Source organism: Pseudovibrio sp. W64 (assembly GCF_001623145.1).
Lineage (GTDB): Bacteria > Pseudomonadota > Alphaproteobacteria > Rhizobiales > Stappiaceae > Pseudovibrio.
Genome location: NZ_LMCI01000008.1, coordinates 234,156 through 249,394 on the forward strand (window position 1 = coordinate 234,156; position 15,239 = coordinate 249,394).

Sequence of the window (15,239 nt, forward strand, 5' to 3'; positions counted from 1 at the left end):
TCAGCTATCCCAAATTGCGCCATACGCAGGAATGCCGAGGCTTTCCATATCATGAACGAGTTTACGGGTCAGTTTCTGGTTGGAAATGACGATGACAGCCTCAGCTCCACTCTCCTCAACCGCTTTCAGAGTTAATGCGGTCAGATCAGGCTTTCCTTGAGAATCCGTATCCCAGATCACCGGGTTCTCAGTGCTTGCCTCAATCTCGTCAACGAAAGCATCGCCATAGGTTTTACGAGGGTTGCGTGTGGACCAAATCACCTTGTTGGGTACGTCACCTGCGAGCAGATGCGGCACGATTGGGCCAATACCAGAACCTGTACCAACGTAAACGACCTTCTTGAACAATACTTCGATACGCGCAACACCAGAGGTGGTGATGCCCTTCACCCAGACATGGCTTGGCGGGTTTTCAATGAAGTCTCCGGTCCAATCCCCTGCCCGACTGATAGCGAGACGATACCCTGTCTCTTTCGGAGACGGGATATTGGCAAACGCGTGATATTCGCCAAATGGGGTGTGACTGATTGCGTTTGAGCTGCCCGGGAACGGCGTGTCGCCATAATCGAACTTTGCCAAAACAGCATGGTTAGAAGGCTTTACCACATCCACTTTGACACGCTTAAGTGACAGCCATGGTGAGACGATGGAAAGTGTGATGAGGCAGAGCATCCAGAATGCTGGGGTTTCCATTAGAATGCCACCAGTATCCTGCGTGATAGAAACAGTCTGTGCCCAAAACAGGCCAAGCACTGTCCAACCAACAAAACGGTGCACCTTCTCAAAGGTGTTATGATGGCGCGCGCGGAAACCTCCTTGTGCCGTGACGATCAGCAGGACCATCAACGAGACCATCGCCCCGCTGAGAGCAAGCGTTTGATCTGATGGAAGCGCAGCCCCTTCAATGCGGTTTGCCACCATGGCGAAAAGCAGAAAGCCAAACCAGATTGTGCCGGACACCGTGCTGCTGGAATGAAGGCCGCCAAAATGAAACACTTTGCCAGCGCCCCAACGAAGCCAGAGCGGCCAGCTGGTTGGAATGCGGGTTGCCAGCCAGAACAAGGCGTTAACCACCCGTTGCTGCCGGATCAGGATGCCAAGAGACAGGTTGATCAGCGCCATATCTGCAATAGCACCAAGAGCAAAGCCGGTTTCTGCAAACCAGCGTCCCTCCTGTAAACCAGCGATGAAAACTGCGATGTTGACTACGGCGACCAGCATCACCAGTCGGTTGTATTCCATCAAGGATGGATGGCGCGTAATACGTCGCCAGTTGTAACTGCGTGTTTCGGCAGTTGTTGCTTCAATAGTCATTAATTTAACTCCACACCCTGAGCGTCAATATGGTCTTGTGCCAGCTTCAAAAGCAGGCGCTTGTCCAACTTCCCGCGTGGTGTGCGAGGCAACTCATCCATGGAAAGGATCAGTGTTGGACTACAATAATAAGGAAGTTTGTCTTTCACGGACTGCGCCGCGGTGTTGGTGCACACATTTGCCGGGCTGATGAAGGCCACCAGATTACGGCTGTCGAACTTGAGCGTGACCGCCTGATCACAGCCTTCCGTGGCTTCCAATGTGTTGGAAACGCCATCCAGCTCCACACGGAACCCGCGAATTTTCACCAGATCATCAACCCGCCCAAAGTGCTCCAGCTCACCTGTGTTGGTCCAGCGACCAAGGTCTTTGGTACGGAACATCATGTGACCGGGACGGAATGGGTCAGGTCGATAACGGTCAAGCGTAAGCTCGGGATTGGCAAGGTATCCAGCAGTTACACAATCACCACCAGCCCACATTTCGCCCTTCTCGCCGATGGCAACGGGGCGCAGGTTTTCATCCAGAACATAAACCGTGTTGTTAGGCGTCGGACGTCCAATGGATAGGATTTCCTTTCCCGGATAATGCGGTTCGGCTGTATTGATGATGGTGGTTTCTGTTGGTCCGCAAGAATTGTAGAATCGGCAGAAGCTACTCCAAGTGTCTGCAAGAGGTCTTGGGCATGGTTCTCCCGCAACAGCAGCAGTTTGCACCTGCTGGCAACGGCTGTGATCAAGCGAGTTCAGGATTGACGGTGTTGCAATCAGCACGTCCACCTTTTCGGCTGTTTCTTGAATGCTTTTGCCGCGAATAACCAGCGTAGCACCGTTTGAAACAGCACCAAGAGTTTCCCAAGCCGCCATATCAAATGCGATCGAAAGAATTTGACCCACCCGCAACCCCGGACGCATGCCAAGATCACCGGGGCTGGTTTGCAAAATGTTGCATAGGTTCTTGTGGGTGACCTGAACGCCATTCGGGACGCCTGTAGTGCCAGAGGTGAACAGGATCATGCACAGATCGTCCGGCTGTGCTTTATGTTGTTCGCCCTCTAGTGGCGTGGCCGGCAGAGTTTCATCCTCGGTCACATCTTCAATCGCGATGAGAGTTTGGCCCTCTGCCACGGGCACCTGATCTTTAAGGCTGCGCAGTGTTAGAATGACTTGGGCACCGGTCACTGCTGCGATGTGGTTCAATGCCTTTTCAGGAGCGACACCTACATGCTGCGGAATATAGGCAGCACCTACGCGAAGAGCCGCGACGATGCCGACCAGCATTGGAATAGAACGGTGCAGGTACAGACAAACGGCGTCCCCTCTCTTTACGCCGTGCTGTGCCAAGGTGTGAGCGAGCCGGTTTGCGGCGTCATTCAGCTCACCGTAGCTGATCTCCTGATCTTGATACTCAGCTGCGACGGCATTTGGCTGCGCAGCCATAAAGTGGTTCATTGCAGAAATGATAGTTGGAAAGCGTGGAGCGGTTTCTGGTCCCCATCCAAAATCCAGAAAACGTTCCTGATCAAAATCGCTCAATGCCGACAGAAGTGGATTGCGTGGTGCAACTCCTGTCAGTTTTGGCATGGCCGGAAACACTGGCCGAATGTCATTTAGATAATCTGCAGCAATATCCCGCATGGCGAGTCCCTCTTATGGTGATAATCACTCATTCTAAATAATGGGAAAATTTCCCATTTGAGTATAACAAGTGTTCAACAAGCAGTAACGAATTCGTAGGATGAAAAATTCTGGTGTAATGATTAGAGAACTGGACAGCACAGGAAACGGAAATGAGTCCCGAGCAAACAGACCCTTTTGAGACCGCCCTCACAGCGCTTCTTGCCCCATTGGCAAAAGCGATGGTGGCGCGTGGCGTCACAATCGGGCCAGCGACCGAGGCACTGAAACGGGCCCTGCTCCAGGCCGCTATTGAGGAAAATCCCGGTAAGACAACTGATAGCCGCGTCAGCCTTAAGACCGGCATTCACCGTAAGGATGTCAAACGGTTACGATCTGATGAAAACGGCAGTTCTCTCAAGAAATCCGTCAATGCGACGGCCCTTGCGATCAGTTATTGGGCAACGGCTCCAGAGTTTCAAAGCGCAGAAGGAACGCCCCGGAATTTGCCGCGGCAAGGCAGCGAAAAGGAGCCTGGCTTTGACGAGCTGGTTCGCCTCACACGTGCTGATATGGCGCCGGGAACTGTTCTTGAGGCTCTCATTGAGCAGGGTGTCGTTACGGAATTAGATGACGGATTTTATCGTTTATTGACTCACGCCCTTTTGCCCGCACCTGGAAGTGCCGAACAAGTTGCCGCCTATCAGGCGACACTTTCGACGCACCTTTCGGCCGCTACCCACAACTTAATTGCCCCTCAGGGAGAAGCTCTCAATTTTGATCGAATCCTGCGTTATTCGCATTTGTCAGAGGAGTCAGTGGAGACTCTGAACAGGTTGACGCAAGAGAAGGCCCAGATGCTTTTGGAAGAAGTCAACGCTCTGGCACGGGAGATGCAAATGAATGATGCGGAACAGACCGCCAATGGCCGTTTTGCCTTTGGGGCCTACGTCCTTCCAAAAAAAAAGCCAAAATCAGATGAGGCTGCTGCGTAATGGTTTGGAGGCACACACTTTCCGCTTTGATAGCATCCACTTTTCTGATCGCTCCAGCAGCAGGCCACGCAGAAGAAGAGCGTGAAGGCGGTATTTTGGGGACAGGCATTGTCGGCACGATTACGCGTCTCGGCAGTATTATCGTAAATGATCAACGCATCACCTTCCCTCCGGATCTGCCAGTCAAGAATGAGCTTGGCCCTCTGACGGCCTCGCAATTGGTACCGGGAGACACGGTTGCTGTTGTAGCAGCCTTGGCTGGCTCAAACTGGGAAGCGCAGAGTATCCGCAGAATTGTGCCGATTATCGGTCCTGTTTCTGAAGTGAATTCGAATGAGACAGGCAGAACCTTTGAGATTATGGGAACGTTCGTTCACGTACCAGTGGCCATCGCGACCACGGTGAAACAAGGGGACTGGGTAGCGATCAGCGGTCTGTGGCAAGATGAAGATGTGGTTGCAACACGCGTTGAGGTGGTTCCACCCCGCCAGTCCGCAGTCATCATCGGCAGCAATCTTTCTGTTGGCGCAAGCAATGTTCCACAGATCGGTAACACGTTGATTGCAGGCATTATTCCGCAACACGTTCAGTCCGGTGATGTTATCCGTGTCATAGGGATACCTGAAGCTGGCAGCATCCGCGCGACGTCATTAGAGGCTGGGATCTTTGATGGAAAAGTCGGGTTGGTTCAGGCCGAAGGCTACTTGTCTCCGCCAAACTCGACCGGTCTTTACACCTTGCTCGGCTCCGGCATGGTGGCCTTCACAGACCAACCAGACATGATCGACGAAACAGCCAAGGTTGTTGTGTGTGGGTATGATGGCGAGCTTGGAAGTGACCCGACCAAGGCAGCAGATCCTGAATTACTGGAGAAGCTTGGCTGTCAGTAGCTGTCTCGGGAACGAGCGGTAAGTGACCATGCGTTCCTGACAAATATCATATACTTGCGTATATCTACCACATATAGTTGTAATTGAATAAATATACAGTCACAAGCTCTTTGCTTCTTTCGTTCATTTTGCCTAGATGATTTGAAAGTTGGAGCAGTGACAACTGAATTTGGTGGGAATTGAGATGATTAAGTATTTAGCTGGAGCGGCATTTTTAATTGCTGGTCTAAGTGCTGCGGCAGCCGAAACGCATTCAGGCGACGTTCGTGCAAACCGCTCAACGATTTTAAACAGACACGTCTATTACAATGCTCAGTTGTGCAGCTCTGGTCCAATTGCTCAGGTGAAACTGAAGAAAGAACCAAAGCATGGGACTGTAAAAATTGTCAGAAGTGTTTGGACACCTAAAAAGGGCAAATGCAAAGGTAAGAAGTTTAAAGGCGTAGACGTAATCTATACGCCGAAAAGAGGATATCGCGGACCAGATGAGTTCTCGACCAAGTACTCCATGCCAAGATACACAAACCGTAGTACGCTGAATTACCTTCATGATACGTATAAGGTCAAAGTTAAGTAATCTCGGCGGCATAAAGCCAAATTAAAACCCCGGAACGTTCCTCACGTTCCGGGGTTTATCGTTTTTATCAAGAAACCAAACTAGCTGATTTTACCCAGTAGGTTGTCCATGGAGCTCTTCGCATCGCCGTAATACATGCGGGAGTTCTCTTTGTAGAACAGTGGGTTCTCGATGCCGGAGTAACCGGTGCCCTGACCACGTTTGGAGATGAACACGTGCTTGGCTTTCCAAACTTCCAGAACTGGCATGCCAGCGATTGGTGAGTTTGGATCTTCCTGAGCAGCCGGGTTCACGATGTCGTTGGCGCCAATGATGATGACAACATCCGTATCAGGGAAGTCATCGTTGATCTCATCCATTTCCAGAACGATATCGTAAGGCACTTTCGCTTCAGCGAGCAGCACGTTCATGTGGCCTGGCAGACGGCCTGCAACTGGATGGATTGCGAAGCGGACGTTTTTGCCTTTGGCACGCAGACGCTTGGTCAGCTCAGAAACAGATTGCTGTGCCTGAGCAACGGCCATGCCGTAACCTGGTACAATCACAACGCTATCTGCATCATTGAGTGTCTCGGCTACGAAGTCCGTATCAGTTGCAACCATCTCGCCTTCGATTTCCTGCGCTGGACCAGTAGTTGTGCCAAAACCGCCAAGAATAACAGAGACAAAGTGACGGTTCATCGCCTTACACATGATGTAAGAGAGGATCGCACCGGAAGAACCAACCAGAGCACCAGTCACGATCAGCAGGTCGTTGCCAAGCAAGAAGCCTGTCGCCGCTGCTGCCCAACCGGAGTAGGAGTTCAGCATGGAAACAACAACGGGCATGTCCGCGCCGCCGATGGCCATAACCATGTGCCAACCGATGAAGAAGGCGATCAGGGTCATTAGGTAGAGCGTCCAGGAACCTGCGTGGTTCATGTACATGAACATCAGGATCACTGCGAGAATGAGCAAGCCTGCGTTGAGAGCATGACGACCCGGCAGCAGAAGTGCCTTACCGCCGATCTTTCCTGCAAGTTTGCCATAAGCGACAATGGAGCCGGTGAAGGTGATAGCACCGATGAAGACGCCGATGAAGATTTCAGCTTCATGGATAACCAGCTCCGCGCCTGCCAAACCTGCTGGTGGAGCGATATCAGAGTTGATGCCGATGAACACAGCGGCCAGACCCACGAAGGAGTGCAGAGCAGCCACAAGCTGCGGCATGCCAGTCATTTCAACGCGTTGCGCGACGATGACACCAGCAACGGAACCCACGGAGACCGTCAGCAATAGCATAATCACAACGGCAGGGCTTGTCAGGTCAACGCCTGCACCGAAGACTGTTGCAAGAACAGCCAGTGCCATACCGACGATGCCAAACCAAACAGCGCGTTTTGCGCTTTCCTGATTGGACAGACCGCCCAGAGACAGGATGAAGAGTACGGTTGCCGCAATATAAGCGGCGGTTTGAAGTCCAATAGACATAATGCTTCCCTCCCCCGCTTAAGACTTGTTGAACATCTGGAGCATACGGCGCGTGACCATAAACCCGCCGACGATGTTGACCGATGCAATCAGCACCGAGATGCCGGCGAGGAACCAGACGATCCAGCTGCCAGAGCCAAGCTGCAGCACGGCGCCAAGAATGATGATGCCAGAGATTGCGTTGGTCACAGCCATAAGCGGTGTATGCAGGGAGTGAGCCACACCCCAGATCACCTGGAAGCCAACAAACACTGCGAGGACAAACACGATGAAGTGTTGCATAAAGCTTTCAGGCGCGTAGGCACCTATCAACGCCATAACTGCACCACCACCAATCAAAAGACCGAGCTGTTTGCGACCGGCAGCTTTGGCAGCAGCAGCCTCTTCAAGCGCGAGTTCCTCAGGGGTTTTCTCAGGCGCCTTTGGCTTTTGAGCAGCAATTGCAGCGATCTTCGGCTTTGGTGGAGGGAAGGTGATTTCCCCGTCTTTGGTTGCCGTTGCACCGCGGATAACATCGTCTTCCATGTTGATATTGGCCTGACCGTCCTTCTCAGGGGTCAGATCAAACATCATGTGGCGGATGTTGGTCGCGTAAAGCGTGGAGGACTGCGTTGCCATGCGGGATGGGAAGTCAGTATAACCGATCACGGTGACGCCGTTGTCGGTTACGATCTTCTCGTCCATCTTGGTCAGTTTACAATTGCCGCCTTTTTCAGCAGCAAGGTCAACAATCACAGAACCCGGCTTCATGGACTGGACCATGTCTTCGGTCCAGAGCTCAGGCGCATCGCGGCCCGGGATCAGCGCTGTGGTGATGACGATGTCAACATCTGGTGCTAATTCGCGGAATTTCGCCAGTTGCGCTTCGCGGAATTCTGGTGAAGAAACAGAGGCATAGCCGCCAGTGGAGGCGCCGTCCTGCTGCTTTTCCTCAAAGTCCAGATAAACGAACTCAGCGCCCATGGATTCGACCTGCTCAGCCACTTCCGGGCGAACGTCGAACGCAAGGGTGATCGCGCCAAGAGAGGTTGAAGCGCCAATTGCGGCAAGACCAGCAACGCCAGCGCCGATGACGAGCACTTTGGCTGGTGGCACTTTACCGGCAGCGGTGATCTGGCCGGTGAAGAAGCGTGGGAAGTTGTTGCCAGCTTCCATAACAGCGCGGTAACCAGCGATGTTGGCCATGGATGACAGAGCATCCATCTTCTGTGCGCGCGAGATACGCGGCACCATATCCATCGCCAGCACGTTGACCTTTTTATCGGCAAACTGCTGAAGAAGCTCACCATTTTGCGCTGGCCAGAAGAAGCTGATGAGGGTTTGTCCCTCGTGTGTCAGTTCCAGTTCAGACGCTTCGGGCGGACGGACCTTGATAACAATATCTGCGGTTTCCCAGAGCGTTTTTGCATCTGCGATAACCTTTACGCCAGCATCTTTATAATCTGTGTCAGAGAAGTTTGCAGCTTCACCGGCGCCGGATTCAATAGCGCACTCATATCCCAGCTTTTGCAGCTGTTGGGCGCTGTCCGGCGTCAACGCGACCCGACGTTCCCCGTCAAGGACTTCCTTGGCAGCCCCTATGATCATGTTCTAACCTCTTGCCTGTTAAATAGGTTTCCAGCAGAAATCGCTCGTTACCAACTGTTCCAATCGTTTTTTATTCTCTTTCCCAGCGTAGGCGCTGGTATCGTTTTTGTGCAATGCACCAAAGGCCCTAAACTTTACCGAACCGACCAAAGGAATCTCTTTGACCAATTTTGCTCGAAAGGCAGGTTAAGCTCCTTTGCGTAAACTGCAAGTCTCTCCTAAAAACTTCGAAAATCCCTTCATCTTTAAAATGGACCTCGTTCAAATCCCAGTAGGGTAAAGCCCTATCTGAACGACAGTTGATCACCTTTACCCAAGTGTTTGAGCTCAAACTAAAGAACGAGGTGGATAAGTGAAATTGAATGAATCTCAATATAGTTCACATATATAAGAGCGAAGGTGAGTATAAACCGCATTTCATGCAGATTATCGGGGTTTATACTTGCATTTGCTCTTGGGCCGCGCAGAGGAAAACTATGCCTAAAGTGGGAGATTAACTGAAATATATTTATGTCTCAGTCTGAAGTTACAGGTAGATATACCAGCTTATCACTTTGGCGCATGTGACAACCTGACATAGAAGCTGCCCCTTCACCCATTCACGAAAGCCACTTTCCGCCTTTGCGTTATTCTGTGCGTTTCTTTGCGCGATTTTGCGTTTTTATGCGTTGCTATGAGAAAAGAAGCACTCTGGCGGCATGCTTCTGCGAACCTGCACATGCCTATGTCGGTAGTTTTTCACCGCTGTACATTGGTCTCACAATTCTTTGCTGCTGATTGTGCTTTGCATATGAGCGTTGGGTTTCGAGTATAGTGAACTGATGGTATCAAGCTCATGCGCCTATTATTTCACTGGGACGTTACATTTGAGATCTACGTTCATATTCTCAAGCTATGGGAGCATAAGTTGAAACGTATTCCCCTCTCCCGATACTGTGCCATTCTAACTCGGCAGCTACAGTCCAACCCCCAGTCCTCACGACAAAACATTCTTGATGTTATCAAACAGCCATGAGGCGGCGGGGCCTATGCGGGTGTGTTTGGGTTTGATGCATTCGACCGGGGGGCTCCAGAGTTTGTGCTCGAAGCGCAGGTTCAGTCGGGCCAGTTGGCCGGAAGCGATGGATGTGTTGACCAGATGCTCAGGCAGATAAGCCCAACCAACACCCTGAAGAACGAGCTCGCGAATTGTGTGAAAGCTTGTTGCGTACCAGAGCTGTGTTGAGAGCGCAGGAAACTGGTCCAGCACACTTCCTTGAGGGCTGCGTAAGAGAAGTTGTCTGTGAGAGAGCAACTCGTTTGCGCCGATTGTAGCGAGCTTGGTAAGCGGATAGGTGGGATGGCTGACAGAGACAAACGGCAGATTGCCGATGAACATCTGCTCTACCCCTTTTTGAACGGTCCCGCCGGAAAACATGAGGCCAATGTCGGCTGTACCTTGAACGATGATTCCCGGAATTTCAGGGCTGACACTGGACAGTAAATCAATCCGCGTGGCTGGAAACTTCTTGCCAAACTCAATCAGGATTTTGCTTAAGGAAGGCAGCATAAGAGCATCGTCGAGCATAAGCCTCACGCTGGCCTCTTCTCCTTCAAAAATGCTGTGCGCGGCGCAGGTCATGTTGTCCAGCTGCATCAGCACGGCACGGGCGTAGGTCAACATACGCTCACCATCCTCAGTGAGTTGAGGCTTGCGGGTCGAGCGGTCGAAAAGCTCAAAACCCAGATCAACCTCAAGGTTCACAATGGCGGTGCTGACGGCTGACTGTCCTTTGCCTATCGTCCGGCCAGCAGCAGAAAAGCTGCCGGTCTCTGCAGCTGCAATGAACATCTTCAATTGCTCAAGGCTCGGCACAGTTTATCCAATCTATTGATAAATTCGTTAGTTACACGTTTTGTACTATTCATTAAGTCGATTATGCAACTTGGGCTCCTCCGGCAACCAACGGGAGAGCAACCAACTTTATTTCTAAGAGAATTAGCTCATGAAAACTCTGTTGCAGATCAACGCAAGCATGCAAGAACAGGACGCTCAGTCCTCACAGCTCTCCAACACAATGGCCGATGCACTACTCTCCAGATTTGTGGGAATGCGGCACATAAAACGAGACTTTAGCAAAGACCCGATCCCCCATCTGGGTCACAGTGTTTTCCAAAGCTTCTATGATCCCAAGGCAGCTCAGACGCCAGCACAACAAGCTGGACTGGCTCAGTCTGACACCTTGATTTTGGAGCTAAAGGAAGCTGATTTCATCGTGCTTGGCGTTCCGATGTACAATCTGATGATCCCATCTACTTTGAAAGCCTGGATTGATTATGTAACGCGCGCAGGACAGACCTTTCAGTTTACTGAGAGTGGCCCGATCGGTCTTCTGGAAGGAAAGAAATGCTATATCGCGGTTACACAGGGTGGCAACTTTCTTGGCACCCCAAATGATCTGATCACCCCTTATCTGAAAGCGGTCTTGGGCCTGATAGGGATCACGGAGATCGAGTTCATTTACGCAAACGGATTGGCGATGGGACCACAAGCTGCAGAAGCAGGCCTGAGTGAAGCCCATAAGCAAATTGCCAAGATCACACAGGTCTCCGAAGCGGCCTGAACTAAAAGTGGCTGGCTTTGAGCAAAAGGAGAGGAGATCTTATTCCCCTCTCCGTTATCTATGTCACTCTGATCAGGCAGCGACTGCGGCTGTGATGAGGATTTCTACTTTGAGGCTGTCGAGGGCGAGTTTGCATTCGCCGCAGGCGCGGGCCGGTGGGTTTTCCGGGTCAACCCATGCGTCCCAAACGGAGTTCATCTCAGCAAAATCGGCAACATCATTCAGCCAGATGGTGGCTTGCAGGATGCGGGACTTGTTGGAGCCAGCGTCTTCCAGCAGTTTTTCGATGTTGGCGAGAATGGCGCGGGTCTGGTCAGCTGCGGTTTTGCCGTTGGTGTCGACCTGACCGGAAAGATGCACGATGCCGTTGTAAACGACGATCTGGCTCATGCGCGGGCCTTTGCCCAGGCGAGTAATATCAGACATGGGGAACTTCCTATGCTTTATGTAAATCGGTTTGGTGAAAGCGCTGCCACAATCTCCTCCGGGAGTTCCGAAGGACGGTTGAGGCAGAGATCTGCGGTGAGACGGGAGAGCGCCGGACTGGTTTGAATGCCGTAACCACCTTGAGCGGCGAGCCAGAAAAAGCCTTCTGCATCAGGAGCAAACCCAACAACGGGGCTGCGATCCTCAACGAAGCTGCGAAGGCCTGCCCAGCTGTGTTCCACACGGGTGACGGAGAAGTTCACAGCATTTTCAAAACGGTACAGGCCTTCGGCGAGCACCATGTCATCCACGAAGGCATCATGAGGTTCAACAGGGTCTGCATCCACGGGAGAGACGAGCAGTTTTCCCGCTTCTGGTTTGGCGTAAAAGGGTTCTGCGGCGCCCTCAAACAAAGGCCAGTTGCTGCTGTCGACACCGTCCGGCAAGGGCAAAATTGCAGCGGTCCGGCGTTTTGGGGTTAGGCCAATTGTTTTGATGCCTGCAAGTTCTGCAATCTTATCAGCCCATGCGCCTGCGGCGTTGATCAGAACAGGCGCACAAAATGAACCTTTTGGCGTGGTCACCTGCCAAAGTCCGTCTTGCCGCTCTATTTGATTGGCAGGTGCTGAAAGGACGATCTCTCCACCACGGGATTTGAAGAGGCGGGCATAGCCTTGAAACAGGCGGTCCACGTCAATGTCTAATGCGTTGGGCTCATAAAGCGCGGAGGAGACTTTATCCGGATCGAGAATTGGGACCATGGCGAGGGCTTCTTCAGCGCTGCGCGTCTCCAACCCTTCTGCGTCTTCCTCGTAGGTTTCCAGTTGATCTTCCTTGCCCTTTTCCGCCAGCATCAATAGCCCGCGCCGCGTGAGCACGGACCCCTCGCAGATGCCTTGCGGGTTCATGAGGGTCGGTTCGGAAGCGGCGTTTAAGGCGCGGATGACAGCATTGCCGTAGTTGCGAATGAAGATCGCGGCAGAGCGGCCTGTTGAGTGATGGCCGATCACATCTTCCATTTCGAGCACAATGGTTTTTGCGTTCTCTGCCAGCTGAGAGGCTGCACTGATGCCAGCGATACCGCCGCCGATAATCAGGAAATTGCAATGCTGTGCCATGTCAAACCTCACAAAGATAAAAAGCAAGGCTGATATATCTAGTAAAGCGCGCGGTGATGCGAGGAAAAACCGATCTTACGCACTTTTATATTGTTCCTATAACAATGTTTGGACCGCAGGTTTTCATTTGGTTGGGATGGTTTGAGATATTGGTCAGCCAATTATGAAAAGGCAAAGAACTGCCAAAAAATACGAATCTCTCTTGGTGCAGACTGGGAGCTTCTCTGAGGTTGTATGTATTTGGTCGACCTATTTGGGGTGATTTCGATCGAGAGGTGGGACATTATTTCAGATCGGCTGCCAATGCATGCCAATCAGTATAGTTGAATGTAAGTTTCTGGCGAATTTAGCATAAAGTCCGGTGTTGAAATAAAGAGGTCGGTTACTGCGAGCTGTGTTCGATGTAAGTTGATGCTAATATTATTATTACTCAGAAAGCATTAGTAAATCGCACTTTTCATGAAGATTATGTGACTTACATCATCTATGTTTTGTTTTTCTGGGGCACGTTCTGTGAGGCTTGGCCAATTGTCAGTGCCAACACCTAGATTTGATATTTTGGTTGACCTTTTTGTGAAATTGGTCAGAAGTACTGGTAAGGGATGTCGCCGAAGGGAAGATCGGTCTCATTTCGATAAATCGGGAATTCCGTAGCAGGCGTCGTTTGTCTGTGTACTTCAAGGGAGAATTTAGAAGAATGTTCCGCAAGTCTCATTTTATTGGTGCTGTGCTTACATCTGCTCTTATGGTGGGCGCGACCGTTGCAGAAGCGAAGACCCTGAAGGTCAGCCATAACCTGCCGACTGACAACCCGGCACATATCTCTCTGGAGTTCATGGCAAAGCGCGTTAAAGAGCTTTCCGGTGGTGATGTTAAAATGCGCATCTTCGCAAACGCGCAGCTTGGCACACAGCGTGAATCCGTTGAACTGATGCAGAACGGCCTTTTGGACATGGCCCGTTCCAATGCAGCAGAAATGGAAGCTTTTGAAGAGTCTTATTCCGCGTTGACCCTCCCATACATCTTTGAGAGCGAAGACCACTATTACAAAGTGTTGACCTCTGATGTTGCTGAAGACGTCTTCATGGCTTCCAAGGACAAAGGCTTTGTTGGTCTGGCGTTTATGGTGGACGGTTCCCGCTCGTTCTATGCAAACAAAGCAATCAACAGCCCAGCTGATCTGAAGGGTATGAAGATCCGCGTGCAGCCTTCCCCATCCGCAATCCAGATGGTTGAACTGCTTGGCGGCGCGCCTACCCCAATCTCCTTCGGCGAGCTGTATTCCGCTCTGCAGCAGGGCGTGGTTGATGGTGCTGAAAACAACCCGCAGGCACTGGTTGATGTGCGCCACGGTGAAGTTGCAAAAGTCTACTCCCGTGATGAACACACCATGATCCCTGGCGTTCTGATGGTCTCCACCAAAGTGTGGGACGGCATGGAAGCGGACAGCCAGAAAGCGCTGAAAACAGCTGCACGTGAAATGATGGACTTCCACCGCGATCTTTACAACAAGCAGACCCTTGAAGCGATTGAAGCTGCAAAAACCAAGCTTCAGGTGAAGTTTGTGGAAGTTGAAAAAGCTCCATTCATCAGCGCAGTTCTGCCTATGCATGACGCACTTGCAGAGAAGTCACCTCAACTGGCTGATCTGGTTGCACGCATCAAAGGCCTTGCAAAATAAGCAAAACACTCTCCGGGCAATGAACTTAAACCCCGTCTCATTTGAGGCGGGGTTTTTGTATGGAAAACTGTGTTGGCTTTAGTCCGGATCAACCTTGATGCCGAGGCCGTGCAACAGAAGGTGTTGCTGGCTGGCAGAAACAATCATGCCCCGATATCCGCGCAGGCTTGTTAAGAAGAGCGCACCCAGATCAGCACCTCGCAAGTCCGCGTAGGTCAGATCAAGATCTTCCGTCTCCGCATCAGAAAGCGTGCTGCGCTTCAGGTCTGCATTGGTCAGGTTCGTGTTGGACAGATTGCTGCTGGTCAGGTCGCAATCGGTGAGAATGCATTCCTCCAGATCCAGATCAGACAGAGTTGCGTAGTTCAGCTGGCAGTCGGTGAATGTTGCCCGTGTCTTCAACGCGCGTTTGCCCGCAACCTTGCCAAAGTCACAGCCCGCAAGTGAGGCGCCCGTCAAACGGGAGTTTTGGAAGGTGATGCAGAACATTTGCGAATACGGAAAGATGGTGAGGCGCAGATCGCAGTTGTGAAACTCCACATTACTAAGGTCTGCATGGCGAAAGCACCCGCCTGCCCGTGTGTCGGCATAATAAAAGCTGCAGTTTTCAAACTTTGCCTCACGCAGATCGCAGCTTTTGAAGGTGCAGGCCGGGAACTGGGTGTCTTTCCAGCTGCTTTCACGAAAATCTACGGAATTGAAGTCACCTTCGGGCTCAAAACTGCAATTGAGAAACTGCGCATCCCGCAGGTCTTTGCCCTCAAGCCAGGACGCTTCCAGCTCAGCATCTTCAATTGGTCTGCCAGATTCCAAAAGAGCCGAGAATTTTTCATAGGTGAGAGCGGTGGAAGTATCTGAGGAAGTCATGTGAGCACCGTGATGAACGAGGAGATAACCACTGTGCCATGTGCAGTGGGTGCGTTCAATCCGACAGGTTCAATTAAGCAAGAAAAGACCGGCGTC

At 51.6% G+C, this 15,239-nt stretch carries 13 protein-coding genes; 5 read left to right on the forward strand and 8 right to left on the reverse strand.

The annotated features are described in order from the left end of the window. Together PsW64_RS05455 and PsW64_RS05460 are read right to left on the reverse strand one after the other, a co-directional pair. A complete protein-coding gene (locus PsW64_RS05455; RefSeq protein WP_063298906.1) occupies nt 1-1,314 on the reverse strand; it encodes a hypothetical protein in 1,314 nt (437 codons plus the stop codon). After that, nucleotides 1,314-2,951 carry an amino acid adenylation domain-containing protein gene (locus PsW64_RS05460; RefSeq protein ID WP_063302951.1) on the reverse strand — a complete coding sequence of 546 codons (1,638 nt, stop codon included), beginning with the start codon at nt 2,949-2,951 and terminating at the stop codon, nt 1,314-1,316. The genes PsW64_RS05455 and PsW64_RS05460 overlap by 1 nt, the downstream gene beginning before the upstream one ends. A 152-nt stretch (nt 2,952-3,103) precedes the next feature. Here PsW64_RS05460 and PsW64_RS05465 point away from each other — a divergent pair, with 152 nt between their 5' ends. From PsW64_RS05465 to PsW64_RS05475, 3 genes are all read left to right on the forward strand, one after another. After that, nucleotides 3,104-3,925 (forward strand): DUF6502 family protein, encoded by an 822-nt coding sequence (locus PsW64_RS05465; protein ID WP_063287624.1) that lies wholly within the window; start codon nt 3,104-3,106, stop codon nt 3,923-3,925. Beyond that, entirely contained in the window at nt 3,925-4,815 is an 891-nt protein-coding gene (locus tag PsW64_RS05470; RefSeq protein WP_063302952.1) for a DUF5666 domain-containing protein, read from the forward strand. The genes PsW64_RS05465 and PsW64_RS05470 overlap by 1 nt, the downstream gene beginning before the upstream one ends. Nucleotides 4,816-4,999: 184 nt before the next feature. Continuing rightward, a complete protein-coding gene (locus PsW64_RS05475) occupies nt 5,000-5,392 on the forward strand; it encodes a hypothetical protein (protein ID WP_063302953.1) in 393 nt (130 codons plus the stop codon). An 80-nt stretch (nt 5,393-5,472) separates the two neighbouring features. Here the strand turns inward: PsW64_RS05475 and PsW64_RS05480 are convergent, their stop codons facing one another. From PsW64_RS05480 to PsW64_RS05490, 3 genes are all read right to left on the reverse strand, one after another. Then, complete coding sequence (locus tag PsW64_RS05480) at nt 5,473-6,861, reverse strand: NAD(P)(+) transhydrogenase (Re/Si-specific) subunit beta (protein ID WP_063302954.1); 1,389 nt, start codon at nt 6,859-6,861, stop codon at nt 5,473-5,475. 18 nt (nt 6,862-6,879) lie between these two features. Next, nucleotides 6,880-8,448, reverse strand: a complete 1,569-nt coding sequence (locus PsW64_RS05485) for a Re/Si-specific NAD(P)(+) transhydrogenase subunit alpha (protein ID WP_063293461.1) — start codon at nt 8,446-8,448, stop codon at nt 6,880-6,882. A 976-nt stretch (nt 8,449-9,424) separates the two neighbouring features. Then, the gene (locus PsW64_RS05490) at nt 9,425-10,303 is read right to left on the reverse strand and encodes a LysR family transcriptional regulator (RefSeq protein WP_208980586.1); all 879 of its coding nucleotides are present in this window, start codon (nt 10,301-10,303) and stop codon (nt 9,425-9,427) included. Nucleotides 10,304-10,433: 130 nt separating this feature from the next. Here PsW64_RS05490 and PsW64_RS05495 point away from each other — a divergent pair, with 130 nt between their 5' ends. Further along, entirely contained in the window at nt 10,434-11,051 is a 618-nt protein-coding gene (locus tag PsW64_RS05495; RefSeq protein ID WP_063302956.1) for an FMN-dependent NADH-azoreductase, read from the forward strand. Between the two features lie 72 nt (nt 11,052-11,123). Here the strand turns inward: PsW64_RS05495 and PsW64_RS05500 are convergent, their stop codons facing one another. Next, nucleotides 11,124-11,477: a RidA family protein gene (locus tag PsW64_RS05500; RefSeq protein WP_063302957.1), complete on the reverse strand. Its 354-nt coding sequence runs from the start codon at nt 11,475-11,477 to the stop codon at nt 11,124-11,126. Nucleotides 11,478-11,494: 17 nt separating this feature from the next. Continuing rightward, entirely contained in the window at nt 11,495-12,595 is a 1,101-nt protein-coding gene (locus PsW64_RS05505) for an NAD(P)/FAD-dependent oxidoreductase (protein ID WP_063302958.1), read from the reverse strand. Between the two features lie 697 nt (nt 12,596-13,292). Between PsW64_RS05505 and PsW64_RS05510 the strand changes: the two genes are divergently transcribed. Next, entirely contained in the window at nt 13,293-14,276 is a 984-nt protein-coding gene (locus tag PsW64_RS05510) for a TRAP transporter substrate-binding protein (RefSeq protein WP_063302959.1), read from the forward strand. 78 nt (nt 14,277-14,354) lie between these two features. Here PsW64_RS05510 and PsW64_RS05515 read toward each other — a convergent pair whose 3' ends face one another. After that, the gene (locus PsW64_RS05515; RefSeq protein WP_063302960.1) at nt 14,355-15,143 is read right to left on the reverse strand and encodes a pentapeptide repeat-containing protein; all 789 of its coding nucleotides are present in this window, start codon (nt 15,141-15,143) and stop codon (nt 14,355-14,357) included. Between the last annotated feature and the right edge of the window lie 96 nt (nt 15,144-15,239).

Bases quoted from the DNA above. Each gene is read 5' to 3' on its own strand.
- PsW64_RS05455 (WP_063298906.1), bottom strand. From the start codon at position 1,314: ATGACTATTGAAGCAACAACTGCCGAAACACGCAGTTACAACTGGCGA.
- PsW64_RS05460 (WP_063302951.1), bottom strand. From the start codon at position 2,951: ATGCGGGATATTGCTGCAGATTATCTAAATGACATTCGGCCAGTGTTT.
- PsW64_RS05465 (WP_063287624.1), top strand. From the start codon at position 3,104: ATGAGTCCCGAGCAAACAGACCCTTTTGAGACCGCCCTCACAGCGCTT.
- PsW64_RS05470 (WP_063302952.1), top strand. From the start codon at position 3,925: ATGGTTTGGAGGCACACACTTTCCGCTTTGATAGCATCCACTTTTCTG.
- PsW64_RS05475 (WP_063302953.1), top strand. From the start codon at position 5,000: ATGATTAAGTATTTAGCTGGAGCGGCATTTTTAATTGCTGGTCTAAGT.
- PsW64_RS05480 (WP_063302954.1), bottom strand. From the start codon at position 6,861: ATGTCTATTGGACTTCAAACCGCCGCTTATATTGCGGCAACCGTACTC.
- PsW64_RS05485 (WP_063293461.1), bottom strand. From the start codon at position 8,448: ATGATCATAGGGGCTGCCAAGGAAGTCCTTGACGGGGAACGTCGGGTC.
- PsW64_RS05495 (WP_063302956.1), top strand. From the start codon at position 10,434: ATGAAAACTCTGTTGCAGATCAACGCAAGCATGCAAGAACAGGACGCT.
- PsW64_RS05500 (WP_063302957.1), bottom strand. From the start codon at position 11,477: ATGTCTGATATTACTCGCCTGGGCAAAGGCCCGCGCATGAGCCAGATC.
- PsW64_RS05505 (WP_063302958.1), bottom strand. From the start codon at position 12,595: ATGGCACAGCATTGCAATTTCCTGATTATCGGCGGCGGTATCGCTGGC.
- PsW64_RS05510 (WP_063302959.1), top strand. From the start codon at position 13,293: ATGTTCCGCAAGTCTCATTTTATTGGTGCTGTGCTTACATCTGCTCTT.
- PsW64_RS05515 (WP_063302960.1), bottom strand. From the start codon at position 15,143: ATGACTTCCTCAGATACTTCCACCGCTCTCACCTATGAAAAATTCTCG.